Annotated in this window: 25 protein-coding genes and 1 pseudogene; 10 read left to right on the top strand and 16 right to left on the bottom strand. The window is 72.8% G+C overall.

Going from position 1 to position 26,053, the window contains the following annotated elements; genetic code table 11:
• Window positions 1–39: 39 nt before the first annotated feature.
• The 5 genes from AB0G01_RS08955 to AB0G01_RS08935 form a co-directional block, all read right to left on the bottom strand.
• On the bottom strand, window positions 40–663 hold the full coding sequence (locus AB0G01_RS08955; protein WP_360941468.1) for a hypothetical protein: 624 nt from the start codon (window positions 661–663) through the stop codon (window positions 40–42).
• Entirely contained in the window at window positions 663–1,238 is a 576-nt protein-coding gene (locus AB0G01_RS08950) for a hypothetical protein (protein ID WP_360941466.1), read from the bottom strand. The genes AB0G01_RS08955 and AB0G01_RS08950 overlap by 1 nt, the downstream gene beginning before the upstream one ends.
• Window positions 1,239–1,353: 115 nt before the next feature.
• A complete protein-coding gene (locus AB0G01_RS08945; protein WP_360941463.1) occupies window positions 1,354–2,508 on the bottom strand; it encodes an RtcB family protein in 1,155 nt (384 codons plus the stop codon).
• 100 nt (window positions 2,509–2,608) lie between these two features.
• Window positions 2,609–3,412: an ABC transporter permease gene (locus tag AB0G01_RS08940; protein WP_360941460.1), complete on the bottom strand. Its 804-nt coding sequence runs from the start codon at window positions 3,410–3,412 to the stop codon at window positions 2,609–2,611.
• Window positions 3,409–4,371 (bottom strand): ATP-binding cassette domain-containing protein, encoded by a 963-nt coding sequence (locus AB0G01_RS08935; protein WP_360941457.1) that lies wholly within the window; start codon window positions 4,369–4,371, stop codon window positions 3,409–3,411. Before AB0G01_RS08935 ends, AB0G01_RS08940 begins: the two co-directional genes overlap by 4 nt.
• A gap of 177 nt (window positions 4,372–4,548) precedes the next feature.
• On the opposite strand from AB0G01_RS08935, the gene AB0G01_RS08930 reads away from it, so the two are divergent.
• From AB0G01_RS08930 to AB0G01_RS08915, 4 genes are all read left to right on the top strand, one after another.
• Complete coding sequence (locus AB0G01_RS08930) at window positions 4,549–4,968, top strand: GNAT family N-acetyltransferase (RefSeq protein WP_360941454.1); 420 nt, start codon at window positions 4,549–4,551, stop codon at window positions 4,966–4,968.
• Window positions 4,969–5,599: 631 nt separating this feature from the next.
• Entirely contained in the window at window positions 5,600–6,454 is an 855-nt protein-coding gene (locus tag AB0G01_RS08925) for a helix-turn-helix transcriptional regulator (RefSeq protein WP_360941451.1), read from the top strand.
• Window positions 6,451–6,627, top strand: a complete 177-nt coding sequence (locus tag AB0G01_RS08920; protein WP_360941448.1) for a DUF397 domain-containing protein — start codon at window positions 6,451–6,453, stop codon at window positions 6,625–6,627. The genes AB0G01_RS08925 and AB0G01_RS08920 overlap by 4 nt, the downstream gene beginning before the upstream one ends.
• A gap of 1,037 nt (window positions 6,628–7,664) precedes the next feature.
• On the top strand, window positions 7,665–8,642 hold the full coding sequence (locus AB0G01_RS08915; protein ID WP_360941445.1) for a TerC family protein: 978 nt from the start codon (window positions 7,665–7,667) through the stop codon (window positions 8,640–8,642).
• An 18-nt stretch (window positions 8,643–8,660) separates the two neighbouring features.
• Here AB0G01_RS08915 and AB0G01_RS08910 read toward each other — a convergent pair whose 3' ends face one another.
• Complete coding sequence (locus tag AB0G01_RS08910; protein ID WP_360941442.1) at window positions 8,661–9,404, bottom strand: GntR family transcriptional regulator; 744 nt, start codon at window positions 9,402–9,404, stop codon at window positions 8,661–8,663.
• Between the two features lie 188 nt (window positions 9,405–9,592).
• Window positions 9,593–10,366, bottom strand: coding sequence for an IclR family transcriptional regulator (locus AB0G01_RS08905; RefSeq protein WP_360941439.1), 774 nt, complete (start codon window positions 10,364–10,366; stop codon window positions 9,593–9,595).
• A gap of 193 nt (window positions 10,367–10,559) precedes the next feature.
• On the opposite strand from AB0G01_RS08905, the gene AB0G01_RS08900 reads away from it, so the two are divergent.
• Together AB0G01_RS08900 and AB0G01_RS08895 are read left to right on the top strand one after the other, a co-directional pair.
• Window positions 10,560–11,042, top strand: a complete 483-nt coding sequence (locus AB0G01_RS08900) for a hypothetical protein (RefSeq protein ID WP_360941436.1) — start codon at window positions 10,560–10,562, stop codon at window positions 11,040–11,042.
• Window positions 11,043–11,129: 87 nt separating this feature from the next.
• Window positions 11,130–11,675, top strand: a complete 546-nt coding sequence (locus tag AB0G01_RS08895) for a hypothetical protein (protein ID WP_360941433.1) — start codon at window positions 11,130–11,132, stop codon at window positions 11,673–11,675.
• A gap of 78 nt (window positions 11,676–11,753) precedes the next feature.
• Here the strand turns inward: AB0G01_RS08895 and AB0G01_RS08890 are convergent, their stop codons facing one another.
• The 5 genes from AB0G01_RS08890 to AB0G01_RS08870 form a co-directional block, all read right to left on the bottom strand.
• On the bottom strand, window positions 11,754–13,421 hold the full coding sequence (locus tag AB0G01_RS08890) for a fumarate hydratase (RefSeq protein WP_360941430.1): 1,668 nt from the start codon (window positions 13,419–13,421) through the stop codon (window positions 11,754–11,756).
• A 382-nt stretch (window positions 13,422–13,803) separates the two neighbouring features.
• On the bottom strand, window positions 13,804–14,796 hold the full coding sequence (locus AB0G01_RS08885; protein ID WP_360941427.1) for a sigma-70 family RNA polymerase sigma factor: 993 nt from the start codon (window positions 14,794–14,796) through the stop codon (window positions 13,804–13,806).
• Window positions 14,797–14,989: 193 nt separating this feature from the next.
• Window positions 14,990–15,415, bottom strand: coding sequence for a D-aminoacyl-tRNA deacylase (dtd, locus tag AB0G01_RS08880; RefSeq protein ID WP_360941424.1), 426 nt, complete (start codon window positions 15,413–15,415; stop codon window positions 14,990–14,992).
• Window positions 15,412–16,896 carry a methyltransferase gene (locus AB0G01_RS08875; RefSeq protein ID WP_360941421.1) on the bottom strand — a complete coding sequence of 495 codons (1,485 nt, stop codon included), beginning with the start codon at window positions 16,894–16,896 and terminating at the stop codon, window positions 15,412–15,414. The genes dtd and AB0G01_RS08875 overlap by 4 nt, the downstream gene beginning before the upstream one ends.
• A gap of 42 nt (window positions 16,897–16,938) precedes the next feature.
• Entirely contained in the window at window positions 16,939–18,447 is a 1,509-nt protein-coding gene (locus AB0G01_RS08870; protein ID WP_360941418.1) for a helix-turn-helix domain-containing protein, read from the bottom strand.
• 154 nt (window positions 18,448–18,601) lie between these two features.
• On the opposite strand from AB0G01_RS08870, the gene AB0G01_RS08865 reads away from it, so the two are divergent.
• Window positions 18,602–18,916: a DUF3099 domain-containing protein gene (locus tag AB0G01_RS08865; protein WP_360941415.1), complete on the top strand. Its 315-nt coding sequence runs from the start codon at window positions 18,602–18,604 to the stop codon at window positions 18,914–18,916.
• On the opposite strand, the pseudogene AB0G01_RS08860 reads toward AB0G01_RS08865, so the two are convergent.
• Together AB0G01_RS08860 and AB0G01_RS08855 are read right to left on the bottom strand one after the other, a co-directional pair.
• Window positions 18,898–19,496, bottom strand: a pseudogene (locus AB0G01_RS08860) (PfkB family carbohydrate kinase). The gene AB0G01_RS08865 and the pseudogene AB0G01_RS08860 sit on opposite strands and share 19 nt — an antisense overlap.
• Before the next feature lie 31 nt (window positions 19,497–19,527).
• Complete coding sequence (locus tag AB0G01_RS08855) at window positions 19,528–20,433, bottom strand: pseudouridine-5'-phosphate glycosidase (RefSeq protein ID WP_360941412.1); 906 nt, start codon at window positions 20,431–20,433, stop codon at window positions 19,528–19,530.
• A gap of 31 nt (window positions 20,434–20,464) precedes the next feature.
• Between AB0G01_RS08855 and AB0G01_RS08850 the strand changes: the two genes are divergently transcribed.
• Window positions 20,465–20,713 carry a DUF3039 domain-containing protein gene (locus tag AB0G01_RS08850; protein ID WP_360941409.1) on the top strand — a complete coding sequence of 83 codons (249 nt, stop codon included), beginning with the start codon at window positions 20,465–20,467 and terminating at the stop codon, window positions 20,711–20,713.
• Window positions 20,714–20,782: 69 nt separating this feature from the next.
• Here AB0G01_RS08850 and AB0G01_RS08845 read toward each other — a convergent pair whose 3' ends face one another.
• A complete protein-coding gene (locus AB0G01_RS08845; RefSeq protein ID WP_360941406.1) occupies window positions 20,783–21,994 on the bottom strand; it encodes an erythromycin esterase family protein in 1,212 nt (403 codons plus the stop codon).
• A gap of 122 nt (window positions 21,995–22,116) precedes the next feature.
• On the opposite strand from AB0G01_RS08845, the gene AB0G01_RS08840 reads away from it, so the two are divergent.
• Window positions 22,117–22,800: a MerR family transcriptional regulator gene (locus AB0G01_RS08840; protein ID WP_360941403.1), complete on the top strand. Its 684-nt coding sequence runs from the start codon at window positions 22,117–22,119 to the stop codon at window positions 22,798–22,800.
• Between the two features lie 7 nt (window positions 22,801–22,807).
• Here the strand turns inward: AB0G01_RS08840 and AB0G01_RS08835 are convergent, their stop codons facing one another.
• Window positions 22,808–23,881: a YihY/virulence factor BrkB family protein gene (locus AB0G01_RS08835; RefSeq protein ID WP_360941400.1), complete on the bottom strand. Its 1,074-nt coding sequence runs from the start codon at window positions 23,879–23,881 to the stop codon at window positions 22,808–22,810.
• Between the two features lie 341 nt (window positions 23,882–24,222).
• On the opposite strand from AB0G01_RS08835, the gene AB0G01_RS08830 reads away from it, so the two are divergent.
• Complete coding sequence (locus AB0G01_RS08830; protein ID WP_360941397.1) at window positions 24,223–25,938, top strand: DEAD/DEAH box helicase; 1,716 nt, start codon at window positions 24,223–24,225, stop codon at window positions 25,936–25,938.
• Window positions 25,939–26,053 lie beyond the last annotated feature (115 nt).

Here is a 26,053-nt window from a genome sequence, read left to right as displayed (position 1 = left end):
TGCTCAGGCGGGTCGGTACCCGACCCGGTGCGCCCTCGGTCAGACGGAGAGCAACCGGTCGAAGAACGTGCGGTAGCGCCGCAGCGCGACCCGCAGTTCCTCGGTGTCCGCGTGGCCTTCCTGCTTCCACTGCTCCTCCAGCGAACGGCGGTGCTCGGCGAACGTGTTCGCCAGGCTCCCGATCACCTGCGCCACCAGCTCGTCCGCGCGGTGCACGGCGTCCTGGGGGTCGTCGACGAAGTCCGCCTGGAGTCCGCGCCACCGGGTCTGGAGGTCGTCGGCCTCGGCGTCGCCGAACAGCGGCTCGTCGTCCTCCCGCCCGGACCCGCTGCCCGGGACCTGCCCGGACTGGTCCGCAGCCTGGTCCGTCCCGCCGACCGGCACGACCTCGACCTCGGGGTCGCGGTCGAACCCGGTCTTGTCGGCGGTTCCTCTGCCGAAGTCCGCCGACCCGTCGTGCGCCACGTCGTGGTCCGACGCGACGACGTCGGTGTCCTCGGCGCGGGCGGCGTCGTGGGGCACGTCGGTCGCGTGCGCGGGGTCACCGTGGGCGGCGTCCGCGTGCGCGGGGTCCGTGTAGTTGGGGTCCGGGTAGGTGTTGTCCGGGTGGTTGTCCCGCTTCTCCGGCGGGACGAAGTCGTCGGTGGTCAGGCGTTCGGTCATCAACGCGCTCCTTCCGCGCGGTCACGGCGCTCGCCGTCACGCTCCGCGCCATTGGTCAACAGGTCTTCGAACAGGGTGCGGTAGTGCACCATCGCGGTGCGCAGGTCTTCGGTGGAAGCCTCGCCGCGGTCGTGGCGCTCGGAGATGGCGTGCGCCTCGCGGTAGTGGTCCAGCGTGCGCGCGTGCTCCACGGACAGCAGCGACGCCTGGCGCTCGTACCCCTCGGTGGGGTAGCCGCGTTCGGCCATGAGGTCGGTCACCAGTCGGTCCGCCTGGGCGACCGCGCCTTCCGGAGCGTCCACGAACTGCTCCTGGATGCGCGTCCAGTTGCGGGCGTAGGTGTCCCGCGTCCCGGGTGCCAGCGGGCGCAGTTCGAGGCGGGAGTGCTCGCGCTCGCGTTCCACTAGCTCGCGCTCCGCGGCCATCCGGTTGTCGCTCTGCGCCAGGGTCCGCTCGTACTCGGGCCCGAACTTCGACCGCAGCCTCTTGCGCTGCAAGAGGAATCGCAACAGCACGGCCGCCGCCACGATTACCAGCACGACGACGATGACGCCGATGATGGTGCCGGTGGACATCTGTGCCTCCTTGGCTCGGCTGTCCACCGGGTTGCCGTCGCGAGGTCGCGACAAACCTTCCGCGCGCCTGCGTCCGTTCCGGGTTCCCGCGCGGAACGGGAATCCGCGCCGAGGGCTACCCCTTGACGCACACCACCTGCTTGAGCCGCGTCACGACCTCCACCAGGTCGCTCTGCCGCGCGATGACGGTGTCGAGGTCCTTGTACGCGCCCGGGATCTCGTCCACCACGCCCACGTCCTTGCGGCACTCGACCCCGGCCGTCTGCGCCGCCAGGTCCGCCGCCGTGAACGTCTTGCGCGCCTTGGTCCGCGACATCTTCCGCCCCGCGCCGTGCGACGCGGACTCGAACGAGTCCGGGTTGCCCAGGCCCCGCACGATGTACGAGCCGGTGCCCATGGAGCCGGGGATGATCCCCAACTCGCCCTTGCGGGCCCGGATCGCGCCCTTGCGGGTCACCAGGACGTCCTCGCCGAAGTGGTGCTCCTCCGACACGTAGTTGTGGTGCGCGCTGATCGGCTCCTCGAACGACACCGCCGGGAACGAGCGCCGCAGCACGTCGCACACCAGCCCGAGCATGGTGGCCCGGTTGCGCCGCGCGTACTCCTGCGCCCAGTACAGGTCGTGCCGGTAGGCGGCCATCTCCGGCGTGCCCGCGAGGAACACCGCCAGGTCCGGGTCGGGCAGCACCTCGTTGTGCGCCAACGTCCGCGCGACCGCGATGTGGTGCTGCGCCAGCACGTTGCCGACGCCGCGCGACCCGGAGTGCAGCATCGCCCACACCCGGTCGTCGGTGTCCAGGCAGATCTCCAGGAAGTGGTTGCCGCCGCCCAGCGTGCCCACCTGGCGCACCGCCCGGTCGAGGTCCACGGCCGGCGTGAGGCGGTCGAAGGCGTCCCAGAAGTCGTCCCGGTCGACCACCGCCTCCCGGTGCATCGCGAACCCGACCGGCACGGCCGCCTCCAGCGCGGAGCGCAGCGGCCCGAGCGTGGCCGGCAGGTCGTCGGCCGACAGCGACGTCCGCACCGCCGTCATGCCGCAGCCGATGTCCACGCCGACCGCCGCCGGCGAGACCGCGTCCTTGAGCGCGATGACCGAACCGACCGTCGCGCCGAGGCCGTAGTGCACGTCCGGCATCACGGCGACGTGCTTCACCGCCCACGGCAGGGAGGAGATGTTGTGCAACTGCCGGAGGGCCTGCTCCTCGACCTCGGCCGGGTCCGCCCAGAGGCGGATGTCGACGTGTGCGCCGGGGATCGTGGTAGCGGTCATGGCGCAGAGCGTAAGTCGGCTCTGCCGGCGGTGCGATCGGATTTCCCCCGGGCGCAAGGGAGAACCGGGCCGGCGACGCCGGCCCGGTTCTCCCGGACCACTACCTGCTGACCGCCCGCCGGTACTGGCGGGTCGCCAGCGGGACGAAGACGGCGAGGAACACCACCACCCAGATCAGGGTCGTCGGCACGGGGTGCCGGAGCGGCCACACGTCCGGCGGGGGGAAGGCGGGGTTCGTGTTCCCGAACAGCTCGCGGGCCGCCGCGGTCACCGCCGAGACCGGGTTCCACTCGGCGAACGTCCTGAGCACGCCGGGCAGCCTGCTCTCCTGCACGAAGGTGTTCGCGATGAACGTCAGCGGGAAGATGACGATGAAGCTCGCCGTGTTGAACACCTCCGGGCTGCGCACCATGAGCCCGACGATCGCCATGCCCCACGACAGCGCGTAGGCGAACAGCAGCAGAATCCCGAACCCGGCCAGCGCCTCGAAGAACGACGTGTTGATCCGCCACCCGACCACCAGGCCGGTCAGCGACATCACGAGCACGACGATGACGTTGTTGAGCAGGTCCGACGTGGTCCGCCCGATCAGCACCGCCGACCGCGCCATGGGCAGCGACCGGAACCGGTCGATGACGCCCTTCTGCATGTCGTCGGCGAGGCCGCTGCCGGTGATGGTCGCGCCGAACACCACGGTCTGGGTGAAGATGCCCGCCATCAGGAACTCGCGGTAGTCCATGCCGGGGATGTCGATCGACCCGCCGAACACGTAGGCGAACAGCAGCACGAACATGATCGGCTGCAAGGTCGAGAACACCAGCAGGTCCGGCACCCGCTTGATCTTGATCAGGTTGCGCTTGGCGACGACCGCACCGTCCGCCAGCGCCTGCGTGACAGCACTCATGCGTTCTGCTCCTCCTTCTCCTCGGCCGCGTGCCCGGTCAACGTGAGGAAGACGTCGTCCAGCGTCGGCCTGCGCAGGCCGACGTCGAGCAGCTTCACCGCTTCGGCGTCCAGCCTGCGGATGGCGTCCACCAGCACCTCGGAGCCGCCCGACACCGGCACGGTCAGCCGGTGCGCGCGCTCGTCCACCACGACCTCGCCGATGGCCAGGGACGCCAGCGCCGTCCGCGCGGTGTCCACGTCGTGCGCCGTGCCCACGGTCATCTCCAGCCGCTCGCCGCCGACCTGGGCCTTGAGCTCGTCGGCGGTGCCCAGCGCGATCACCCGGCCGTGGTCGATGACCGCGATCTCGTCGGCCAGCCGGTCCGCCTCCTCCAGGTACTGCGTGGTCAGCAGCAGCGTGGTGCCGCCCGCCACGAGTTCGCCGATGACGTCCCACATGCCCAGCCTGCTGCGCGGGTCCAGGCCCGTGGTCGGCTCGTCCAGGAACAGCACGCTCGGTTTGGCCACCAGCGCGCCGGCCAGGTCGAGCCGCCGCCGCATGCCGCCGGAGTAGCCCTTCACCGGCCGGTCGGCCGCCTCGACCAGGTCGAACCGGTCGAGCAGTTCGCGCGCCCGCTCGCGGCTGCGCTTCTTGCCCAGGTGGTAGAGCCGGCCCACCATGTCCAGGTTCTCGAACCCGGTGAGGTTCTCGTCCACCGCCGCGTACTGGCCGGACAGGCCGATCCGGCTGCGCAGCTCCTTGGCCTGGGACACGACGTCGAGGCCGAGGACCGACGCCCGCCCCGCGTCGTGCTCCAGCAGCGTGGTGAGCACGCGGACGGTCGTCGTCTTCCCCGCGCCGTTGGGGCCCAGCAGGCCCATCACGGTGCCCTCCGGCACCACCAGGTCCAACCCGTCCAGGGCGACGACCGACCCGTAGCGCTTGACCAGTCCTTCGGCCACGATTGCGTCTGCCATGGGGGTCATGATGGACCCGCCGGGCGACATTTTCGCCGCGATTTTCACCCTGTCGGCCGAGTTGTCACCGCGACCAGCGCCTTTCGGTGACGTTCCGGGAGGTCGGCCGGTCACCCGGGCGGTCCAGCACGAGCGGAAAAGTTGCGCGCCGCGCCGCAGCGGTGTGCGCTGCGGGGTGTGCTGATCCGCCGAGCCTCCGCACCGGACCTCTCCGCGCTGCTGCCCCTGCTCCGCGAGTTCTACGAGGTCGACGGGCACCACTACGACGAGGCGGTGCTGACCGCCGCCCTGGGGCCGCTGCTGGTCGACGACCGGTTCGGTCAGGTGTGGCTGTTCGACACCGGTTATGCGGTGCTGACGTGGGGCTACTCGCTGGAGTCGGGCGGTCGTGACGCGCTGCTGGACGAGTTCTTCGTGCGCAACCGGGGCGGTGGCGTCGGCGGGCGGGTGATCGAGGAGCTGGCCGAGGCGTGCCGGGCGGCCGGCGCGCGGCGGGTGGTCCTGGAGACCGAAGCGCCCAACGACGCGGCGCGGCGGTTCTACGGGCGGCACGGTTTCACGCCCGAGGCGTCCACCTGGATGTCGCGCGACCTCTGAGGACCGCCCGGGAGCCGGGTGCGGTTCGGGATTCCGCAGTAGGTCGCGCGCCGGTCCACCCGGCACCGGGGCCGCGCCCGCGTCGACGTCGGCCCCGCCCGGTCCACCACCACCCCGGACGTCCGCGACCGCTTGCGCGACAACGGTTCGAAGCGGACACCGTCGACAGCCGCGCCGCCGTGCCGCGCCCGCACCCCGGCCCGCTCCGCCCACGCCGGCCGACCGGCGTCGTCCGCACCGGGTTCGCCCGCCGGCCGCCCCCGCTCACGGGCCGGAAACCGGGGCGCGATCCGGCGGGAGCACGCCGACGGCCATCCTGTCCGGTGCGGGGAGACGCGGACCGGCCTCGGGGGTTCGGTGAAATCCCTTGCTGTTGCGCGGCCGGACCTGCGAGAAGTACTGACCGCCGACGGTGGCGGGGAGGGGGTGGCGCTCGCGGGGTGCGGGGCCGGCGGGGCGGTGCCGCGTGGCGTGCGTCGCGGTCCGCCCGACCCGTGACCGCGCAACCCCCTCGGCGGGGTTCATGTTAATGGGGTGCGTATGCACCTTAAAAAGCTCGAACGGGTGAACTGAAATCGGTGTGCCCGCCGACTAGGGTGTTCGCAGTTCTTTTCAGCGAGGAGCGATCCGAATGGCAGCCGTCCAAACCCGACGCAAGCGCAAGCTCGGGCAGTTCCTCAACGCGCTGCGCAAGCGCGCCGGCAAGACCGAGGTCGACTACCACGCGCTGACCCGCAAGACCCAGTCGACGCTGTCGCGGATGGAGAACGGCTACATCAGTCCCAGTTGGACCGAGTTGGGCGCACTGCTCGGGTTGTACGGCGCGACCGACGCCGAGCGGCGCGAAGCGGAAGCCCTGTGGGAGGACGCCAAGCAGGACAGCACCCGGTTGGCCAACGCCGCCGCGTACACCCCCGAGGCGCGGACGTACGCGCGGCAGGAGGCGGACGCGACGGAAGTGCGCACCATCGAGATGATCGTGATCCCCGGACTGCTCCAGACCGCCGCGTACGCCTCCGCGGTGCGCTTGGCGGGACAGCGTTTCCTGGACCCGTCAGTGCCGGTGGACCAGGCGGTGGCGGCCCTGGCGAGCCGTCAGCGCCGGCTGCCGGGGCTCCGGCTGCACGCGGTGATCGACGAAGCCGCGCTGCACCGGGTCGTGGGTGGACCCGGGGTCATGTCCGCGCAGTTGTCGCACCTGCTGGAGATGGCCCGGCAGCCCGAGATCACCATCCAGGTGATCCCCTTCGGCGCGGGCGCTTACGGGACCATGTCGGGTGGCGGTGCCACCGCCCTCCGGTTCGACGCCGGCGATCCCTCCTCCGTGTACCTGGAGTACGCCGGCGGAGGTAAGTGGGTGGACAATCCCGCCGATGTCGAGAAGTACCTGCTTCACTTCGAGGACATGGCAGCGCAGGTCGCCCTGCCGCCCAAGGAGTCGGCTGCGCTGATCAGGAAACTGGCAACCGCACTGAAGGAAACATGAACACGAAGAAGACGTGGCGTAGAAGTTCTCATTCAGGCGCGGGCAACAACTGCGTGGAACTGGCTGTCGGCCGCACGGCAGCCGTTGTTCGCGACAGCAAGCGTCCCGGCCCCGAACTGGCTTTCGCGGACCGTCCATTCCGGGCGTTCCTCACCCTCCTCCGCCAAACCTGACCGGCACCACCAACCCGCCGTCCGCCCCCGGTGCCGCGGTCGCCGTGCCGCCGTGGGTGGCGGCTGTGGCGCACAGTGGACGGTCCGAGCCCGCGTTCCCCGGTCGTCCGAGTGCGGCCGAGCCGGTGGACCGGGCGGAACAGCCCCGGACGCGACTTCGAGCCGACCGCCCGCGTGGTCGTGCTCGACAGCGTTGTCGACGAGGTCGCGCACCGGCTGTTCCAGCGGCACCGGCCGCCGACGACCACGGGGGTCGAGGTCCCGCAGGACCTCGACCCCCCGCGTCGACGGCCCCGGACTGCCGGAGCACGTGCTCGCGACGTCCGCCGGAGCACCCGGTCGGGTGATCGGTCTCGATCAAGGCGCGCGGCGCTGATCAGGTTCCGCACGTGCGGCCCCTGCCCGGCGGCCCGCGACGACCCGACGTGCAAGCCGGCGGTGGTCGCGTGCGGGCAACACCTGCCGGGCGGGGACGATCCGTCCACACCGGACCCGGCTCGGCCGTGTCCACTGTGGACAAGGAGTGAACGGCTCGCCGTGCCGGGGGTGCCGGCTGTCTCGACCGAGACGCTCGCGACCCCGTGGTCCCCGCGCCTGAGGCGGTGATCACACCGGCGAACCGGCCGCGCGGCCCGGCCCGCTGTCCCGACCGGGCCCGCGCCCGTATGTCCACAAAGGACCGTCATGTTCTGGTGTGCGCGAGGTGCGGTGGGCCGACCAGGACGATCCGGCGCGGGAGCGCCACGACGGGTGCTGCGCCCGGCTCGACCCGGCGGTGGCCGCGCGCCGAATCGGCACGGCGACGCCCGCGCCGGCCGAAGACGCCGACCGGGCCACGGGTTGGACCTTTCGGCCTATTCGGGAATCACGGGTCTCGGGGGTCCGGCGGGCACCTGTGGTTGCATGAACGCATCGCTCCGCATCGGATGGAGCGCTCGCGTGCGCGCAACCCGTTGGCACACAGCGCTGGTCCGTGCGGCACGCGGCGCACGTGCGGGGTTGCGGGCAGCGCGTCGGTGACTGGCGGAGGGGCAGTGATGCAGGTACCCACCTGGGTGTGGTTGACGACGTTGGGCGTGATCGCGCTGGTGATCGCGCTCGACTTCTACCTGGTGGCCCGCAACCCGCGCGACCCGTCGTTCCGCGAGTCGCTGGTGTCGGTCTCGGTGTACGTCGGGCTGGCCGTGCTGTTCGGGTTCGGCGTGACGCTGCTGGCCGGCCCGGACTACGGCGGGCAGTTCTTCGCCGGGTGGATCACCGAGTACTCGCTCAGCGTCGACAACCTGTTCGTCTTCCTGCTGATCATGAGCAGGTTCGCGGTGCCGAGGCAGTACCGGCAAAAGGTGCTGATCGTCGGCGTGGTGATCGCCCTGGTGCTGCGCGCGGCGTTCATCGCGGTCGGCGCGCAGGCGATCTCGCGGTTCGACTGGCTGTTCTACGTGTTCGGCGCGTTCCTGGTGTTCACGGCGTGGAAGCTGCTGCGGCAGGACGACTCGGACGAGCCCGAGTTCAAGGAGAACGCGGCGCTGCGCGCGGTCAAGCGGGTGGTGCCGACCGCGCCGGGATACGACGGCGCGCGGCTGACCACCGTGCTGGACGGCCGGCGGGTGGTGACGCCGATGCTGATCGTGATGGTCGCGGTCGGCACCACGGACCTGCTCTTCGCGGTCGACTCCATCCCGGCGATCTTCGGGCTGACCCGCGAGACGTACCTGGTGCTGACCGCCAACGCGTTCGCGCTGATGGGCCTGCGGCAGTTGTTCTTCCTGCTCGGTGGGCTGCTGGACCGGCTGGTGCACCTGGGCAAGGGCCTCGCGGTGATCCTCGCGTTCATCGGCGTCAAGCTCATCCTGGAGGCGTTGCACCACCACGGGGTCGGCTGGGCACCGGAGATCCCGATCCTGCTCTCGCTCGGGATCATCCTGGCCGTGCTGCTGGTCACGACCGTCGCGAGCCTGATGACCTCGTCGCGGGCCCCCACCGAGACGGCCGAGCCGGACGGCTCCGACACCTGACCTGCCCGCGTACCGACGTCACCCGGTCGGGTGAGCTCCCGGGGCGGGCCGGTGGTAGGTCCGGCGGGTGTGCTCGGTGTGCCGGGTCATGATCCGGGCGGCGGCCTCCGGGTCCCGGTCCGCGATGGCCTTGATCAGCTCGGCGTGCTCGGTCCACGCGTCGTGCCCCCGGGCCAGTGCGAGGGGCGCGTGGTACCACCGGACGCGGCGGTCCACGGTGGCGATCATGTCGGCCAGCACGGCGTTGCCCGACAGACCGGTGATGAAGGCGTGCAGGGCCGCGTTCGCCGCCACCACCCCCTCCACGTCCTCGTCGGCCAGGGCCCGCAGGCCCTCCCGCTGGAGCCGCTCCAGCTCGGCGACGTCCTCGGCGGTCGCGCGCTCGGCCGCGAGCTGCGCCGAGTGGGTCTCCAGCACGCCGCGCACGCTCAGCAACTGGTCCGCCTCCTCGTCGGTCGGCGTGTGCACGAACGCGCCCTGCGCGGGGCGGAGGTCCACCCAGCCCTCGGTCTGGAGGCGTTGCAGCGCCTCCCGGACCGGCTGGCGGCTCACCCCGAGGTGCTCGGCCAGGTCGATCTCGACCAGGTGCTGCCCCGGCTGGAGGGTGCGGTTCACGATCAGGTCCAGCAGGGCCTCGTACACGGCCTGCCGCAGCGGGGCGGGCCGGGGCACCCGGCGGGCCGCCGCGCCGCTGAGGGAGTCGCGGGCGGCCCGCCGGGCGGTCGCTCCCGCGCCGAGCGGTGTGGACTGGGGTCGGCTCACGAGCCCTCCTCCGACGATCTCCTGGTCGGCCGGCCTGCACACCCGGTCTTCCGGCGTGCGAAACGATCGGCGGCGGCGGGTCCGCCACCCGACCAGGGTGTCCCAGGTCGGCGCGGCCCGCATCAGGTGATCGCACGGCCTCGGGCCACCCGGCTGGCCGGTCCACGGCCACCTCGCCGACGCCGTGACTACCGGCGGAGCAGCTCGGCGATCGTGCGCGCGCCGCGCGCCAGGGCCTCGACGATCCGGCGCTCGTGCTCCGGGTCGAGCCGGCCCAGCGGGACGGAGCAGCTCAGCGCGTCCAGCACCGGCGTGCGGTAGGTCAGGGCCACCGCGTAGCAGCCCAGCCCGGCGGTGTTCTCCTCGCGCTCCCGCGCGTAGCCGGCCGCGCGGAACCCCGCGAGCTGCGCGTGCAGCGCGGGGCGGTCCACCACGGTGCTCGGGGTGAGCGGCTCCAGCCGGGTGGGCAGGATCGCGTCCACCTCCTGCGGGCCGCGCGCCGCGAGCAGGGCCTTGCCCGGGGAGGTCGCGTGCGCGGGCAGCCGGCGGCCGACCCGGGACACCACCCGCAGGTGGTGTTCGGACTCGCGGCCGGCCAGGTAGACCACGTCCGAGCCGTCCAGCCGGGCCAGGTGCACCGTCTCGTCGACCTCGCGGCGCACCTGGTCCAGGACCCGCAGCGCCACCCGCACCACCGGGTCGTGGTCCAGGTACGAGGTGCCGACCAGCAGGGCGCGCACGCCGATGCGGTAGGTGGCGCGGGTGGCGTCGAGTTCGACCCAGCCCCGGGCCACGAGCGTCCGCACCAGCATGGACAGGCTCGACTTCGGGTAGCGCAGCTCGCGGTGCAGCTCGGTCAGCGTCAGCGGGCGGTCCGACGCGGACAGCGCTTCGAGCAGCTCCACGGTCCGGTCGGCCGATTTCACCGCGTTCGGCCGAGCGGGTGACGCGGGTCCAGTCACCTGTCCTCCCCACGAGTCGTCCGGCAACGCGCGCTCGACACCCCCGTGGTGCCGATTCTTACCAGCACACCCGGCGCGCGGGAGCGGAACGCGGTCCGAGCGCACGGCCGGGCGGGGTGGTCGCGATCACCTGAACGGGTAACTGTCAAAAGGGCGGAGCAACCCCGTCCCGGCGTCGATCCGTCCTCTGCACATGAGAAGCCTGGGAACCGCGATCGGTGCCGGCGCGCTGCTGCTCACGCTCGTCGGCTGCGCATCGACTCAGCCCGCGCTCGACGCGGGCAACGGCGGCGGCCCGACGCTGACCACAGCGCCGTCCAGCCCGCCCTCGTCGGAAGAACCGGAGTTCGAGAGCCCGGTGCCGCCCGGCGGCAAGGAGGTGCCGAAGGCGAAGCTCGACGCCACGGCCGTGCCCGAGGGATCGCCGAGGACGGCGTGGACCGAGGGCGACGGCAGCACCTTGGGCCTGATCGGGCAGGAGGGCGGCTGCGGCAAGGCGAGCGTCGAGCTCACCGAGCAGTCCGCCCAGGCGGTGAAGGTGGTCCTCGTGGAGACGACGCCGAAGGACGCGGAGGTCTGCACCATGGACATCCGCCACCCGCCGCTGACCGTCAAGCTGGACGCCCCGCTCGGTGAGCGCACGGTGGTGCTCAGCGTGCGGCAGGACCAGGAGTAACCCTCCCGGAGAACCCGACGCCCGGCCGGGCACCCCGGTCGGGCGTCGCCGTGCAACCGCCCGGCCCGGAAGTACCGTCATAGCGCTATGAGCAACGTCAAGGTCGCCGTGGCGCTCGCGGCGCTCGCGCTGGCCGGCTGCGCGGGCGGCGACCCGGCGGGCGGCCCGACCACCCCGACGTCCGCCACGGCCCCACCGGCGGCGTCGACAACGGCGTCGGCAACGCCGTCGACAACGGCATCGACAACGGGGTCGCCGACCCCCACGCACCCCGGCGGCGGGACCCCGCCGCCGCAGTCCAGCGCGCCACCGCCGCCCGGCGCGGCGAGCCGGGTCCCCGTCGAGCGGCTGGACGTGAGCGCCCTGTCCGACGCCTACCGGCGCGAGGTGTGGGTGTACCCGGACGGCCGCACGCTCCAGGTGTTCAGCCTCGCCGGCGGCTGCAAGCGGGCGTCCGCCGAGGTGACCGCGCAGGGCGCGGACCAGGTGCGGGTAGCCCTGGTGACCACCTACTACCCGCCGAACGACGGCGTGTGCACGGAGGAGCTCCTCAGCGTGCCGGTGAACGTGGAGCTGACCGCGCCGCTGGGCGAGCGCCGGGTGGTGCTCGAAGCGCGCGAGCAGACCGGCTGACCGTCCGCCGGGGCGATCCGGGCGTCGTCGACGAGAACACCACCGAGGGCCCACCACGCGGCAGACCCTCGGTGGGAGCTACTTGCGGAAGCTGATCTGGAGGGTCGGCGCGGAGGTCTCGGCGAAGAAGTCGTTGCCCTTGTCGTCGACCACGACGAACGCCGGGAAGTCCTCCACCTCGATCCGCCACACCGCTTCCATGCCCAGCTCCGGGTACTCCAGCACCTCGACCTTGCGGATGCAGTCCTGCGCCAGCCTGGCCGCCGGCCCGCCGATCGAACCCAGGTAGAACCCGCCGTGCGTGCGGCACGCGCCGGTGACCTGCGCCGACCGGTTGCCCTTGGCCAGCATCACCAGCGAGCCGCCCGCCGCCTGGAACTGCTCCACGTAGGAGTCCATCCGGCCGGCGGTGGTCGGGCCGAACGAGCCCGACGCGTACCCCTCGGGCGTCTTGGCCGGCCCGGCGTAGTACACCGGGTGGTCCTTGAGGTACTGCGGCATCTCCCCGCCGGCGTCCAGCAGGTCCTTGATCTTGGCGTGCGCGATGTCGCGGGCCACGACCAGCGGGCCGGTCAACGAGACCCGGGTCTTGACCGGCAGCGCCGACAGCGCCGCGCGGATCTCGGCCATCGGCCGGGTCAGGTCGATCCGGACCACCTCGTCGGAGAGGTCCTCGCCCTCGACGTCCGGCAGGAACCGCGCCGGGTCGCGCTCCAACCGCTCCAGGAACACGCCCTCGGGCGTGATCTTCGCCTTGGCCTGGCGGTCCGCCGAGCACGACACGGCGATGCCGACCGGGCAGGACGCGCCGTGCCGGGGCAGCCGGACCACCCGCACGTCGTGGCAGAAGTACTTGCCGCCGAACTGCGCGCCGATGCCGAAGTTCCGGGTCAGCTCCAGCACCTGCCGCTCCAGGTCGACGTCCCGGAACGCGTGGCCCAGCGCCGAGCCCCCGGTGGGCAGGTCGTCCAGGTAGCGCGCGGACGCGAGCTTGGCGACCTTCAGGTTCTGCTCCGCCGACAGCCCGCCCACGACCACCGCCAGGTGGTACGGCGGGCACGCGGCGGTGCCCAGCGAGCGCAGCTTCTCGTCCAGGAACTTCGCCAGGCGCGACGGGTTCAGCAGCGCCTTGGTCTCCTGGTAGAGGAACGTCTTGTTGGCCGAGCCGCCGCCCTTGGCCATGAACAGGAACTCGTACTTCGGTTCCGTGCCGGGCGCGGCGAGCAGCTCGATCTGCGCGGGCAGGTTGCTGCCGGTGTTCTTCTCGTCCCAGAAGGTCACCGGTGCCATCTGCGAGTACCGGAGGTTGAGCTCCTGGTAGGCCTCGAAGATGCCGCGCGACAGGGCTTCCTCGTCCGCGCCGCCGGTCAGCACGGACTCGGTGCGCTTGCCCAGCACGATCGCGGTGCCGGTGTCCTGGCACATCGGCAGCACGCCGCCGGCCGAGATGCAGGCGTTGCGCAGCAGGTCCATGGCGACGAACCGGTCGTTGCCGCTGGCCTCGGGGTCGTCGACGATCGCGCGCAACTGGGCGAGGTGCGAGGGGCGGAGCAGGTGCTGGATGTCCCGGATGGCCTCCTTGGCCAGCAGGGTCAGCGCGGAGGGCTCGATCTGGAGGAACCGGCGTCCGGCGGCCTCCACGACGGTCACGCCGTCCGGTGTGACCAGGCGGTAGTCCGTGCGGGTGTCCTCGGCCAGGGGCAGGACGTCGGTGTGCTGGAACGTGGTGGCGGGCACTGCGGGCACGTCGCGGGCTCCCTTGCGCGCTTCGGGTTCCGCCGAACCTATACCGCGCACCCCGCTCCGGTACCGCCGGCTCGGTGTGATTCACGTCGTGCGGGCGGGAAAGGCTCTGGCCGCACCGGCCCGCCGCCGGCTCGCGACCACGGAGCGGGCAGCCGGGGGAGTCGCGGGGGAGTCGGCACGATGTCCCCGCCCGGGAACCACGTGCCGCCGGGCCGTACCCCGACAACGCGGAAGGCCGGGCCGGCCCCCGACCGCCCCGACCTTCCTCGGCGTGCGACCGCCTCCGCGAAATGGGGTGGAGGAGTCGCAAAGCTCGTTGTACCACGCGACCGTGCCGTGACCGGAGGCACAAGTCAACCCGGCTGAACGGGTGACAGCCCGCTCAGCTCGCGTAGGCGCGCAACTTCGCCGCGCGTTCGCCCTGCCGCAGCTTCGACATGACCTCGCGCTCGATCTGCCGCACCCGCTCGCGGGACAGGCCGAACCGCTTGCCGATCTGGTCCAGGGTGCGCGGCTGGCCGTCCTCCAGGCCGTAGCGCAGCCGGATCACCGCCTGCTCGCGCTGGTCCAGCGTGGCCAGCACGCGGCGCAGGTCGTCCTGGAGCAGGCCGGAGATGACCGCGCTCTCCGCGTCCGTGGCGTCCGAGTCCTCGATGAAGTCGCCCAGCGGGGCGTCCTCCTCGGCACCGACCGGCATGTCCAGGCTCACCGGGTCGCGCGCGTGGTCGAGCAGGTCGGACACCTTCTCCGGGGTGATCCCCGCTTCCCTGGCCAGCTCGTCGGAGGTCGCCTCGCGACCGAGCTGCTGGTGCAGGTCGCGCTTGATCCGCGCCAGCTTGTTCACCTGCTCCACGAGGTGGACGGGGAGCCGGATGGTGCGACCCTGGTCCGCCATTCCCCGGGTGATCGCCTGGCGGATCCACCACGTCGCATAGGTGGAGAACTTGAATCCCTTGGTGTAGTCGAACTTCTCGACCGCGCGGATCAAGCCCAGGTTGCCTTCCTGGATCAGGTCGAGCAGCGGCATTCCACGACCGGTGTATCGCTTGGCGAGCGAAACGACCAACCGCAGATTCGCTTCGAGAAGGTGGTTCTTTGCCACGTGGCCGTCGCGCACCAGTGCGCGCAGTTCCTCGCGGCGCGTCGGGGACAGGCCGGCACCCGTCTCCAGCATGTGCTGGGCGAAGACCCCCGCTTCGATCCGCTTCGCGAGTTCCACTTCCTGGGCCGCGGTCAGCAGCGCTGTCTTGCCGATGCCGTTCAGGTAGACCCGAACCAGGTCGGCGGCCGGTCCCTGGGCGTCGAGGTCCAACTCGGCGCTCGTGGTGGTCAAGTCGTTCCCGACCTCGCGGTCGAGGACCTTCGGGACGGTCATGGAGCTCCCTCCCCCTTCGCGGGCTGGCAGTGCGGTCACGCGTCCCGCGCTGCGCTGCGCGGCGTCGCCTTTCGGCCTCTGTCACTGGGGGAAACGTCGACCGGAGCGGAATGGTTCCCGTGCCCCCGATCTGGAGACGTCACTGCCGTCACAGCGGTTGCGCCGCGAATCCTGAGGATTACCTGAGAACGATCTAGAGTTCCACCAGGACGGTGAACGGACCGTCGTTGACACTGCGCACGGACATCATCGCGCCGAACCTCCCGGTTTCCACGCGAGCGCCCTTCTGGCGCAGTTCCCGCACCACCGCGTCGACCAGGGGAGCGGCGTGCTCCGGACGCGCCGCGGCCGTCCACGACGGACGCCGGCCCTTCCGCGTCTCGCCGTAGAGTGTGAATTGGCTCACCACCAGAAGTGGTGCCCCGGTCGTGGCGCACGACTCCTCGTCCCGCAGGACGCGCAACTCGTGCAGCTTGCGCGCCATCAGCGGGGCTTTCGCCGCCGTGTCGTCGACGTGCACGCCCAGCAGCACGAGGAGACCGGGCTCCCCGATCGCGCCGACCCGCTCCCCGTCCACGGTCACCTCGGCCTCGGTGACGCGCGCCACGACCGCCCTCACGCGGGCACCACCATGCCGTGCCGGACCAGTTCGCGGACCACCGGCACGGCGGCCCCGGCGAGCGCGTCGGCGTCCACGTCCTGCGCGTACGCGAGCAGCGCCACCAGGTCCTCCAGCGGCAGCACGCCCCGGAAGCCGGCCAGCAGCCGGGCCGCGACCTCGTCCAGCTCGTGCTGCCAGCCGGGACCGTCGGTGCGGTGCAGCCGGCGCACCACCGCCTCCCAGCCGTCCTCGGCCGGCGCGGAGACCTCCTCCAGCACCACCGTCCCGGGCACGGTGAACCGGGTCCGCAGCAACTCGTCGTCCGAGCGCCCGCGCAACCACGCGACGCGGTCCAGCCACGCCGCCGACTCGGGGCCCAGCGGGTCGTCGTAGGCGTGGCGCAGGTCTTCGCACACCACCTCGGGGTGGGCGACGTCGGTGCGGCGCAGCGTGACGAACCCGAACCCGACGCCCTCCACCTCGTTCTCGGCGAACCAGTCCAGCCACGCGCCCGCCTTCGCCCGGCCCTCGTCGGACCGGGGGTCGACACCCGCGTCGCGCAGCCACGTCCCGACGTAGAGCGCCGGGTCCGCGACGTCGCGCTGCACGAACCACGCGTCGACGTTCCCCGGCAACCAGCGGGAGACCCGGTCCGCCCAGTCCTCGCCCCGCCGGTGCACCCAGGAGGCCAGGAGCTGGCCCACGCCGCCCTCGTTCAGGAACGCCGGGAGCTGCCGGACGACCAGCGCGCTCGCGTCGTCACCGGCCAGACCGGAGTCGCGGTACACGTAGTCGACCCGGGGCGGCCCCACCACGAACGGCGGGTTGCACACGACCTGGTCGAACGTCCGGTCGCGCAGCGGCCCGAACCACTCGCCCCGCCGCAGCTCCACGTCCAGCCCGTTGAGCCCGAACGTGGCCCGCGCGAGCCGCAGCGCCCGTTCGGACAGGTCGGTCGCGGTGATCCGTCGCGCGTGCCGGGACGCGTGCAGGGCCTGGACGCCGCACCCGGTGCCCAGGTCGAGCAGCGTGTCCACCGGCCGCCGCGAGGTGGCCCGCGCCAGGCTGATCGACGCGTGGCCGACCCCCAGCACGTGGTCGGCGGGCACCGGACCGCCGCGCTGGTCGGAGTCGAGGTCCGCGACCACCCACCACGACCCCGCGTCGTCGCCGTAGGGCCGCACGTCCAGCCCGGCGCGCACCCGGTCGCCGGCGGCCGTCAGCAACCCGGCCTCGACCGCGTCGGCGACGGCGAGGTCGCCGAGGGCCTTCGCCACGGCGGCGGGCTCCTCGGCGGCACCGAGCAGGAACAGCCGGATCAGCGTGCCCAGCTCGCCCGCGTCCCGGCTCGCCCGCCGCGCGGCCTCCGGCTCACCGCGCCCCAGCGCGGCGTGCGCCTGCGGCCCGAGGACGTCCACCACCCCGTCGGCGTCGTACCCGGCGTTCAGAAATGCCCCGCGCAACCGCGCGGTCAGCTCAGTGGAGAGGTCAGGAAGCACAGCCAATCCTCCCGCGCCGCCCACCCCGCCGCGCCCCCGCCCCTACTCCCGGTAGCGCCCGACCGCCAGCGCGATCGCCATCGCCAACCGCTGGTCCGGGTCGTCCAGCGGCAACGCCGTCACCTCGGCCATCTTCTGCATCCGGTACCGGAGCGTGTTCGGGTGCACCGAGAGCTCCCGCGCCGCCTCGCGGGCGTCGCCCTGGGCCGCCAGCCACGCCTGCAACGTCGTCGCGTACTGGGTGCCGAAGTCCCGGTCGTGCCGCACCAGGTCGGCCACCGGCCCGCGCGCGGGCACCCGGCCCGTCTCGGCGACCGTCGCCAACCGCCGCAGCAGCACCCGCGCCCAGGCCCGGTCGTAGACCACCGGCTCGCCCGCGCACAGCGCCAGGCACTCGTCGGCCTCGTCGCGGGACGCGGGTAGCTGGCCCGCGTCCGCCCGCCCGCCGATGCCGGCCTCGACCACCGCCTCGGCGGGCATCTCCCGGGTCAGCGCGCGCACCCACTCCACCGCGTTGGCCGGGTCCTCGCCGCAGGGCAGCACGGTGTAGAGGACGTTGCCGAACAACGCGCTGCGCCCCGGACGGGACCAGCCGAAACCCGCCGTGGCCCGCTCGAACGCCAGCAGCGCGGCCCCGTGCTCGCCCTCGCCGGCGTGCGCCTGCACCGCGATCACCCGCAGGTCGGTGGCGGGCAGCCCGAGGCGCGCCAGGTGCGCGGGCACCCCGTCGTCCAGCACGGTGATCACCAGGTCGGCCTCGGCCTGCCGCTCCAGGTCCGCGCTGGCGCGGGCCCGCAGCAGGTGCAGCGCCGCCGTGCGGGCACCGTCCTGCAACGCCGCGTGCCGGTCGGCGTCGACGTCGGTGTCGACCTCCACCCACACCGACCCGAGCAGCTCGCGCCCGGCCCGCACGGCCACGACGAGACGCCCGCCGAGCTGGTCGGTGAGCTTCGGGACGAACATCGGCTCGTCGGAGCGGGCGAGGTGGGTGAACACCCCGTACCCGTCCAGCGCCCGGCGCGCCGAGTCGGGCACCCGACGCCCCAGGATCGTCTGGACCCGGACCTGGTCCACGCCCTGTTGCCGGTAGGAGTACGCCAGCACGCGGGACTGTTGGTCCTCGATGGTCACCGGCCCGCCGACCACCGCCGCGATGGCGTCGGCCACCGCGAACAGGTCCCCGGACCCCTTGCGCCGACCGCCCAGCACGACGGTCTGGGCCACGTTCGCGAGCTGCCCCCACGGCACGGACGGGTCGACCAGCAGCACGGCGACCCCGGACCGCCTGGCCGCCGCGACCACCCGTTCGTCCAGGGGCGGTGCCCCGTGCAGGACGACGGCGGCGGCGTTCGTGGAGGAGACCAGCCGGGCCGCGGCGGCGGGGGAGGGCACGCCCAGCCCCAGCAGCACGTCGTCGGCAGCGGCGGCGGTGTGCTCGGTCGGGTCGTGCAGCGCGACACCGCGCAGTTCGACGTCCCGCCCTCGCGGCGCGCAACTCAGGTGCGTGCCCAGGCTGCCGAGCACGTCCACGAGGCGATCAAGGGCCACCACGAACGGATCGTACGGTCCGGTGGCCGCGAATGCGGCGAAGACGGCACGACACCCCTCGGCGGATCGGCACCGGGACCTCGTGTCGGCCGTCACCCGTGGCGAATACCTCATCCGACAGGTGTCGCGCGAATCCCGGTAGTGGGACCATGGAGGCATGGTGGACCACGAGCACGACGGCACACCGGTGCTCATCACCGATGCGGCTCTGTCCTACGAAGAGCAACACGCCGCGCGCAAGCGCAAGTACGCGATCATGATGGGCGCGCGGATTCCGTGCCTCCTGCTGGCCATGGTCTTCTACCAGACGTGGTGGCTGGCGCTGGCTTTCATCGCGCTGTCGGTGCCGCTGCCGTGGATGGCGGTGCTCGTCGCGAACGACCGCCCGCCGCGCAAGGCGGAGAAGGCGAACCGCTACGTCAAGGAGCACCGGGCCCTCGAAGCCAAGGCCCATCAGGTCATCGAGGGCTGAGCTCCCACGGCGGAGACCGCGCGGGCCGCCGCCTCGACCCCACCGGCCAGGGCGTCCAACCGGGTGCCGCCGACCGAGGCGACCCCGTCCCGGTCCACCCAGCTCGCCCCCGAGGCCCCGGTGGTCACCGCGACCGCGCCCACGACGTCCACCAGCGCCGCGGCCGAGGACGGGTCCGCCGATCCGGTGAGCGCCATCAGCTCGTCCGCGTTGGGCAGCAACAGGTCCACGTCCCGGATGTCGTCCAGAAAACCGTCGTGGATCAGCGCGGCGGACTGCGGGTCGACCGAGGTGGTGAGGCCGGCCTCCCGCGCCGCCCGCAGCACCGCCGACCCCGCCGGCCGCGACGTGGCGTCCAGCAGCACGTAGCCCGACAGGTGCGGGTGGCGCGCGCCGTCCAGGATCGCCGGGTCGAGGTCGGCGGGGGGGAGAACCGCGCGTTCGCACCCCGGTCGGGCAGCGTGGACCGCCGGCCGCCCTCGTCCACCAGGACGACCACGCAGCACGTCGCCTCGGTCACCGAGGCCCGCGAGTCGCCGCCGTGCACGATCGGTCCGGAGTGCCGGGCGACCACGTCCAACCCGGCGTCCCCGACACCACGACGACCCGGGTCACCCGCACAGCTCCACGGCGACCTGGGACGCGAGCAGCGCGTTCGACACCACCAGCGCCTCGTTGGCGTCCAGGCTCACCCCGCCGCTGGCGCGGTGGAAGTGCTCCAGCAGGGCCGGCGTCACGTCCTTGCCGTGCACGTCGCGGGTGGCGGCGAGACCCTCGGCCAGCAAGCGGTCGTGCAGCGCCTGGTCCATCTCGAACTCGGCCGGGATCGGGTTGGCCAGCAGCACCCCGGACGTGCCCGGCACCGATTCGCGGTGCGCGGCCACCACGGCCGCCGCCGCTGCGGCGGTGTCCACCCGCCACGGCACGTCGAACCCGGACGACCGGCGGTAGAACGCCGGGAACGCCGAGGTCCCGAAACCCAGCACCGGCACGGACCGGGTCTCCAGCAGCTCCAGCGTGGCCCCGACGTCCAGGATCGACTTCACCCCCGAGCACACCACCAGGACCGGCGTCGTGGCCAGGACGTCGAGGTCGGCGGACACGTCCCAGGTCTCCCGCGCGCCTCGGTGGACCCCGCCGAGCCCGCCCGTGGCGAACACGCCGACCCCGGCGGCGTGGGCCAGCGCCGCTGTGGACGCCACCGTCGTCGCACCGTCCTTGCGCAGCGCGAACGCCGCGCCCAGGTCCCGCCGGGAGAGCTTCACCAGCGAACCGGCCGGGTCGCACACGCGGTCCAGCTCGGCGTCGGACAACCCGACCTTGGCCACCCCGCCCAGCACCGCGATCGTCGCCGGCACGGCACCCGCACCCCGGACGACCCGCTCCAGCCGCGCGGCGACCTCGCGGTTGCGGCCGGGCGGCAGCCCGTGGGACAGGATGGTGGACTCCAGCGCGACCACCGGCCGGTTCTCGGCCAGGGCGGTGCGGACCTCGTCGGTGATGCTCGGCGTACTCACGGGGGGCCATCATCCCAGGTAAGCTGTCGGGGTGAGTACGCAGACTCTCCCCGACGTCGAGACCCGGCCCGAAGGCACGGACCACACCGGGGACGACACCCCGAAGATGTTCCACTACGTGCGCAAGGCCAAGATCGCGGAAAGCGCGGTCATGGGCACGCACGTGGTGGCGCTCTGCGGCGAGGTCTTCCCGGTGACGAAGTCGCCCAAGCCCGGCTCGCCCGTGTGCCCCGAGTGCAAGAAGATCTTCGACGGCCTGCCCAAGAACAACGGTCAGTGAGCACGACCCCCGTGCCCCGGTGCCACCCCTGTGGCAGCCGGGGCACAGTCGTGCGCGCACGACCCGCCGCTACCCGGCACCGCCGGCCGTGATGGTGCGGAAGAACAACACCTGGTCGACGTCGCCGAGCAGGGCGTCGTCCAGCGGGAAGTAGTTGAAGCCGGGGCTGCGCATCGCGCCGCCCAGGGCCCGCAGTTCGGGCGCGGACAGCAGGTGGCGGCCCTCCGGCAGCCCGTGCAGCACGCCTTCGACGGTGTCCGGGGCCGGTGCGCCGATGTCGCGGTGCGCGGCCTCGCCCACCGCGCACGCGATGACCTGGTAGTCGCCGCCCAGGCGGTCGGCGAGGTGCGCACCGGCGGGCTCCCAGCGCAGGGTCGTGGTCCCGAACGCCACCTCCGGGGCCCCGGTCCGCAGGTGCTGGTTGTGCGCGAACACCAGCACCGGTCCGTGTTCGGCGATGGCCTGGAGGTTCTCGGCCATCATCGCGTCGCGGATCGCGGCGAGCCGCTGCCAGCGGTCGTCGGTGTCGCGCGCCATGGCCGCGTGGTAGGCGAGCACGCCCGCCGAGGTGCGCCCGGCGAGCAGGGCGTCGTCCAACGCGTCGGAGTGCTCGCGCCGCAGGCCGGGCAGCGCGCAGACCAGGGCCCACCGCAGGTCGTCCACGATCCCGCGCAGCTCGTGCACGCGGGGCTCGGCCCCGACGGACCGGGCGGGCTCCATCGCGGCGGCCGGTTCCTCCCAGCGCGCGTCGTCCCCGAGCAGCCGGTCGACCACCTCCCACGGCACCGGCTCCGACCCGTCGACGTGGGCGCGCACGAAGTCGTGCAGCACCCGCAGCGCCGCGCGCGGGCTGGGTGCACCGGCCATCTCGACCGGGGCGTCGAAGCCCGCGAACCGCACCCGCGCGCCGCCGGGCCGGTTCCGGTTCCGCTCGCGCAGCCACCGGACCAGCGCCCGGTTCGCGGGCGACGCGCCCCACCCGTGGGTGAAGCCGGCGGCCATCACCTCGTCCTCGTCGCCGGCACCTCCCCGGACGTGGTCGTCGACCAGCCGGCCGTGCCACGCACTGGTCTCCAGGGCGATCGTGACGAAGCCCGCCCGGTCCACCAGGGCCTCGAACAGGGCGTTGCGCACGAGCGGGAACTCCTCCTCGCCGTGCATCGGCTCACCGAACCCGAGCAGTCGCGGCGGTGCCTGGGCGACCCGGGCGGCGAGGGCGACGCCGAGCGCGCGCCGGTCGTGGCCGGTGCTGATCAGGGGTGCGGGGGTGCCGCTGGTCATGCGGGGTCCTTCCGGGGGACAGGAGCACATCGACCAGCTCAACCGTATCCTTGTTGATGCCGTTGAAACTTGCGGGCGAAACCCCCTGCTGAGTGCGGCACAACCTTCAACCTGGGGGACAGGTGCGACCGATCGACCTGGCGCGCGGGCACCGCCTGTCGACCCAGGCCGTGCGCAACTACGAGGACGCGGGCGTGCTGCCGCCGGCCCCGCGCACCGCCTCCGGGTACCGGCGGTACTCCGAGCGCCACGCGGCGGCCCTCGCCGCGTTCCTGGCCCTGGTGCCCGGCCACGGCCACCCGAGGGCCACCGCGATCATGGTCGCGGTCAACGCGGACCGCCTGGCCGACGCGCTGGACCTGATCGACCGGGGTCACGCCGAACTCGTCGCGGCGCGCGCCATCGTGGACTCCGTCGAGACCACCCTGCGAGGCCTCACCGTCCAGGCGTGGACGGGCGCTCCGGTCGCGATCGGTCCGCTGGCCCACCAGCTCGGCGTGCGGCCCGCGACCGTGCGCCGGTGGGAGGACGAGGGGCTGCTGACCCCGGGCCGCGACCGGCAGGGCCACCGGGTCTACCCCGCCGCCGACGTGCGCGACGCCCACCTGGTCGGCCAACTGCGCCGCGCCGGCCACCGGATCGCCGACATCCGGCTGCTGCTCGACGAGCTCCGGGACACCAGCGACCCCGCCCGGGTCACCCGCGCCCTGGCCGACCGCCGCCGCGCCCTGGACGCCCGCTCCCGGGCGATGCTGACCGCCGCCGCCGCGCTGGACCGCTACCTGGGAGCGCCCGCCGGCCGGTAGGTGCCGCTCACCGCGCCCGGTCGATGGGCAGCGGCGTCGTGCGGTCGGTGTCCGCCGGCGGGGACCCGACCTCGTCCGCCGGTGGGGGCGCGGCCTCGTCCACCGTCCACGCGTTCCGGCCCTGGTCGGTGCGGATCCGCTCGGCCGCCCGCTCCAGCTCCAGCCGCCGCCACCGCCGGCGCTGCCGGCGGGTCATCCGCGCCGGCCACATGTCCTGGATCGCGGCGTTGAAGTAGGCCCCGATGGTGATGGCCAACCCGATGAAGAACGCGAACAGCAGGAAGGCGATCGGCGTCGCCAACGCGCCGTAGGTGTACCCGGTGGTGGTGATCCACCGGATGTACAGGCGCAGCCCGATGGACGACAGCAGGAACACCGCCATCGCCAGCACCGCACCCGGTGCCAACCGGTGCCACGGCAGCTTGTTGGGCAGCGACACCTTGTACAGGGTCGCCAGCGCCACCACCAGCAGGACGCCGATCCCCGGGTAGTAGAAAGCGCCCAGCCAGACCTCGACGGTCGGCCGCCACCCCGTGGGGAAGACCAGCAGCAGCAGGTCCGGTCCCAGGGCCAGCACCGGCAGCCCGACGATCAGCAGCACCAGGCTGATCACGTACAGCAGCAGGGCGAAGATCCGCTGCCAGACCTCGTTGCGCACGCCGTACTGGTCGTGCGCCGCGGTGATCGCGTCCACGAACGACGACATGGCCGACGACCCCGCCCACAGCGAGATCAGGAAACCGATCGAGACTATCTCGCCCTTGCCGGTGGTCAGGATCTGGTCGACGGTCGGCGCGATCACCCCGCTGACCACGTCCTGGCTGAAGATAGTCCGGCAGAACGAGATGATCCGGTCCTTGACCGCGGACACCACCTCGGGACCCATCCAGTCCCCGAGATATCCCATCGAACCGAGCAACCCCAGCAACAACGGCGGGAAGGACAGGGTCTGCCAGAAAGCCGCCTCGGCGGCCTCCGAGAAGATGCTCCGCTCCCACGCCTTCTCCAACGTGCGCGCCAGCAGGCGCAGTGGCCCTTTCCTGGGCGTGCTGCGTGCTGTCTCGTCGTCAGGCGGAGCCATCGCACCTCCAGCATGGTGCATACCCGCGGATTTCGCGGCATCGACCCGGCGGGTGTCGTCCTCCGCATACCTCCGCGCGGCCCCGCGCACACCTCGCGGCTGCGGACCCGTCGCCGGCCACCCGCACCAGACCCACCGCCACGCCCCTGAGCCCAACCCCACACCGGGCCACGACCAGCGGGAACCGCCCCGGCCGACGGTTGATCCCGGCCAGGACCCGGGATGCCGCGCCCGCAACGGGTAGGCTGTCCCTGCCCTCGACGGTCGCCACCACGAGGGCATTCGCATGTCGCAGCGGACACGCCCGCCGAACACCACGAGCAGCGCCGAAGGGATCGAGGTTGTCGCAACCGCACGTCGCCACGACCCGCCCACTGCGCGCCTGGCAGCGCCGAGCGCTGACCAAGTACCTGGCGGCCAGGCCGAAGGACTTCCTGGCGGTCGCGACCCCCGGGGCCGGCAAGACGACGTTCGGCCTGCGGGTCGCCGCCGAGCTCCTCGCGGACCGCACGGTCGAGGCCGTCACGGTCGTCACGCCCACCGAGCACCTCAAGCACCAGTGGGCGACGGCGGCGGCCGAGGCCGGCATCGCGATCGACTCGAACTTCCGCAACACCAACGCCGTCACGTCCCGCGACTTCCACGGCGTGGCCCTCACCTACGCCCAGGTGGCCGCGCACCCGATGCTGCACCGGGTGCGCACCGAGCAGCGCAAGACGCTGGTGCTGCTCGACGAGATCCACCACGGCGGCGACGCGAAGTCGTGGGGCGACGCGATCCGCGAGGCGTTCACCCCCGCCGTGCGCCGGCTGAGCCTGACCGGGACGCCGTTCCGCAGCGACGACTCGCAGATCCCGTTCATCAACTACGAGCCCGGCCCGGACGGCCTCCAGCGCAGCAGGGCCGACCACGCCTACGGCTACTCCGACGCGCTGAAGGACGGCGTCGTCCGCCCGGTGATCTTCCTGGCCTACTCGGGCGAGGCGAGCTGGCGGACCAGCGCGGGCGAGGAGTTCTCCGCCCGGCTCGGCGAGCCGCTGACCCAGGAGCAGACCGCGCGCGCGTGGCGGGTCGCGCTGGACCCGACCGGCGAGTGGGTCCCCTCCGTGCTCAAGGCGGCCGACCTGCGGCTGACCCAGCTCCGCAACGGCGGCATCCCGGACGCCGGCGGCCTGGTGATCGCGACCGACCAGACGGTCGCCAAGGCCTACGCCGAGATCCTGCACCGGGTGACCGGCCACACCGCGACGCTGGTGCTGTCCGACGACCCGAAGGCGTCCGGCCGGATCGCCGAGTTCGCGCAGACCTCCGAGCGCTGGATGATCGCGGTCCGGATGGTGTCCGAGGGCGTGGACGTGCCGCGCCTCGCGGTCGGCGTGTACGCGACGAGTTCGTCCACCCCGCTGTTCTTCGCGCAGGCCGTCGGCCGGTTCGTGCGCGCCCGCGCCAAGGGCGAGACGGCCAGCGTGTTCCTGCCCAGCGTGCCCGTGCTGCTCGGCCTGGCCAGCGAGCTGGAGCACCAGCGCGACCACGTGCTGGGCAAGCCGCACCGGGAGAAGGACGGCTGGGACGACGAGCTGCTCGCCCAGGCCAACCAGGTCCGCGACGAGCCGGGCGAGGAAGAGCGGGCGTTCACCGCCCTCGGCGCGTCCGCCGAGCTCGACCAGGTGATCTACGACGGCTCGTCGTTCGGCACCGCCGCGTTCGCGGGCAGCGACGAGGAGCAGGAGTACCTGGGCCTGCCCGGCCTGCTGGAGCCCGACCAGGTCCGCGCGCTGCTCCGGCAGCGGCAGGAGAAGCAGCTCGTCGACGCCGGCAAGAAAGCCGCCGCCCCGATCGCGCCCGCCCCGCCGCAGGCCCGGCCGGCCGGCGTCCAGGAACGCCTCGCCACGCTCCGCAAGGAGTTGAACACCCTGGTGGCCATGCACCACCACCGCACGAAGAAGCCGCACGGCAAGATCCACAACCAGTTGCGCGAGTACTGCGGCGGCCCGCCCACGGCGATGGCCAGCATCGACCAGCTCGAAGAGCGCATCGCCACCCTGCGCTCCTGGTGACCCGGGCGGCCCACCCCGCCGCCGTGCCGTGGGACCGCCCGCCGACCCCCGGGTACGGCCATTCGGTGCGATCGCTTCCGGTCACCGCGCGACCGGGCCTACGTTGTGCGCCACA

This window comes from Actinosynnema sp. NPDC023587 (assembly GCF_040640215.1).
In the GTDB taxonomy this organism is placed as follows: domain Bacteria; phylum Actinomycetota; class Actinomycetes; order Mycobacteriales; family Pseudonocardiaceae; genus Actinosynnema.
The sequence above is the reverse complement of the archived record's forward strand: the minus strand, read 5'-3'. Positions and strand labels throughout refer to the sequence as shown.

What these genes read in the sequence shown, in the direction of transcription:
- AB0G01_RS08865 (WP_360941415.1), top strand. Translation starts at nt 18,602, where the DNA reads ATGGTGGACCACGAGCACGACGGCACACCGGTGCTCATCACCGATGCG.
- AB0G01_RS08915 (WP_360941445.1), top strand. Translation starts at nt 7,665, where the DNA reads ATGCAGGTACCCACCTGGGTGTGGTTGACGACGTTGGGCGTGATCGCG.
- AB0G01_RS08925 (WP_360941451.1), top strand. Translation starts at nt 5,600, where the DNA reads ATGGCAGCCGTCCAAACCCGACGCAAGCGCAAGCTCGGGCAGTTCCTC.
- AB0G01_RS08920 (WP_360941448.1), top strand. Translation starts at nt 6,451, where the DNA reads ATGAACACGAAGAAGACGTGGCGTAGAAGTTCTCATTCAGGCGCGGGC.
- AB0G01_RS08940 (WP_360941460.1), bottom strand. Translation starts at nt 3,412, where the DNA reads ATGAGTGCTGTCACGCAGGCGCTGGCGGACGGTGCGGTCGTCGCCAAG.
- AB0G01_RS08950 (WP_360941466.1), bottom strand. Translation starts at nt 1,238, where the DNA reads ATGTCCACCGGCACCATCATCGGCGTCATCGTCGTCGTGCTGGTAATC.
- AB0G01_RS08885 (WP_360941427.1), bottom strand. Translation starts at nt 14,796, where the DNA reads ATGACCGTCCCGAAGGTCCTCGACCGCGAGGTCGGGAACGACTTGACC.
- AB0G01_RS08945 (WP_360941463.1), bottom strand. Translation starts at nt 2,508, where the DNA reads ATGACCGCTACCACGATCCCCGGCGCACACGTCGACATCCGCCTCTGG.
- AB0G01_RS08895 (WP_360941433.1), top strand. Translation starts at nt 11,130, where the DNA reads ATGAGCAACGTCAAGGTCGCCGTGGCGCTCGCGGCGCTCGCGCTGGCC.
- AB0G01_RS08935 (WP_360941457.1), bottom strand. Translation starts at nt 4,371, where the DNA reads ATGGCAGACGCAATCGTGGCCGAAGGACTGGTCAAGCGCTACGGGTCG.
- AB0G01_RS08845 (WP_360941406.1), bottom strand. Translation starts at nt 21,994, where the DNA reads ATGACCAGCGGCACCCCCGCACCCCTGATCAGCACCGGCCACGACCGG.
- AB0G01_RS08835 (WP_360941400.1), bottom strand. Translation starts at nt 23,881, where the DNA reads ATGGCTCCGCCTGACGACGAGACAGCACGCAGCACGCCCAGGAAAGGG.
- AB0G01_RS08900 (WP_360941436.1), top strand. Translation starts at nt 10,560, where the DNA reads ATGAGAAGCCTGGGAACCGCGATCGGTGCCGGCGCGCTGCTGCTCACG.
- AB0G01_RS08955 (WP_360941468.1), bottom strand. Translation starts at nt 663, where the DNA reads ATGACCGAACGCCTGACCACCGACGACTTCGTCCCGCCGGAGAAGCGG.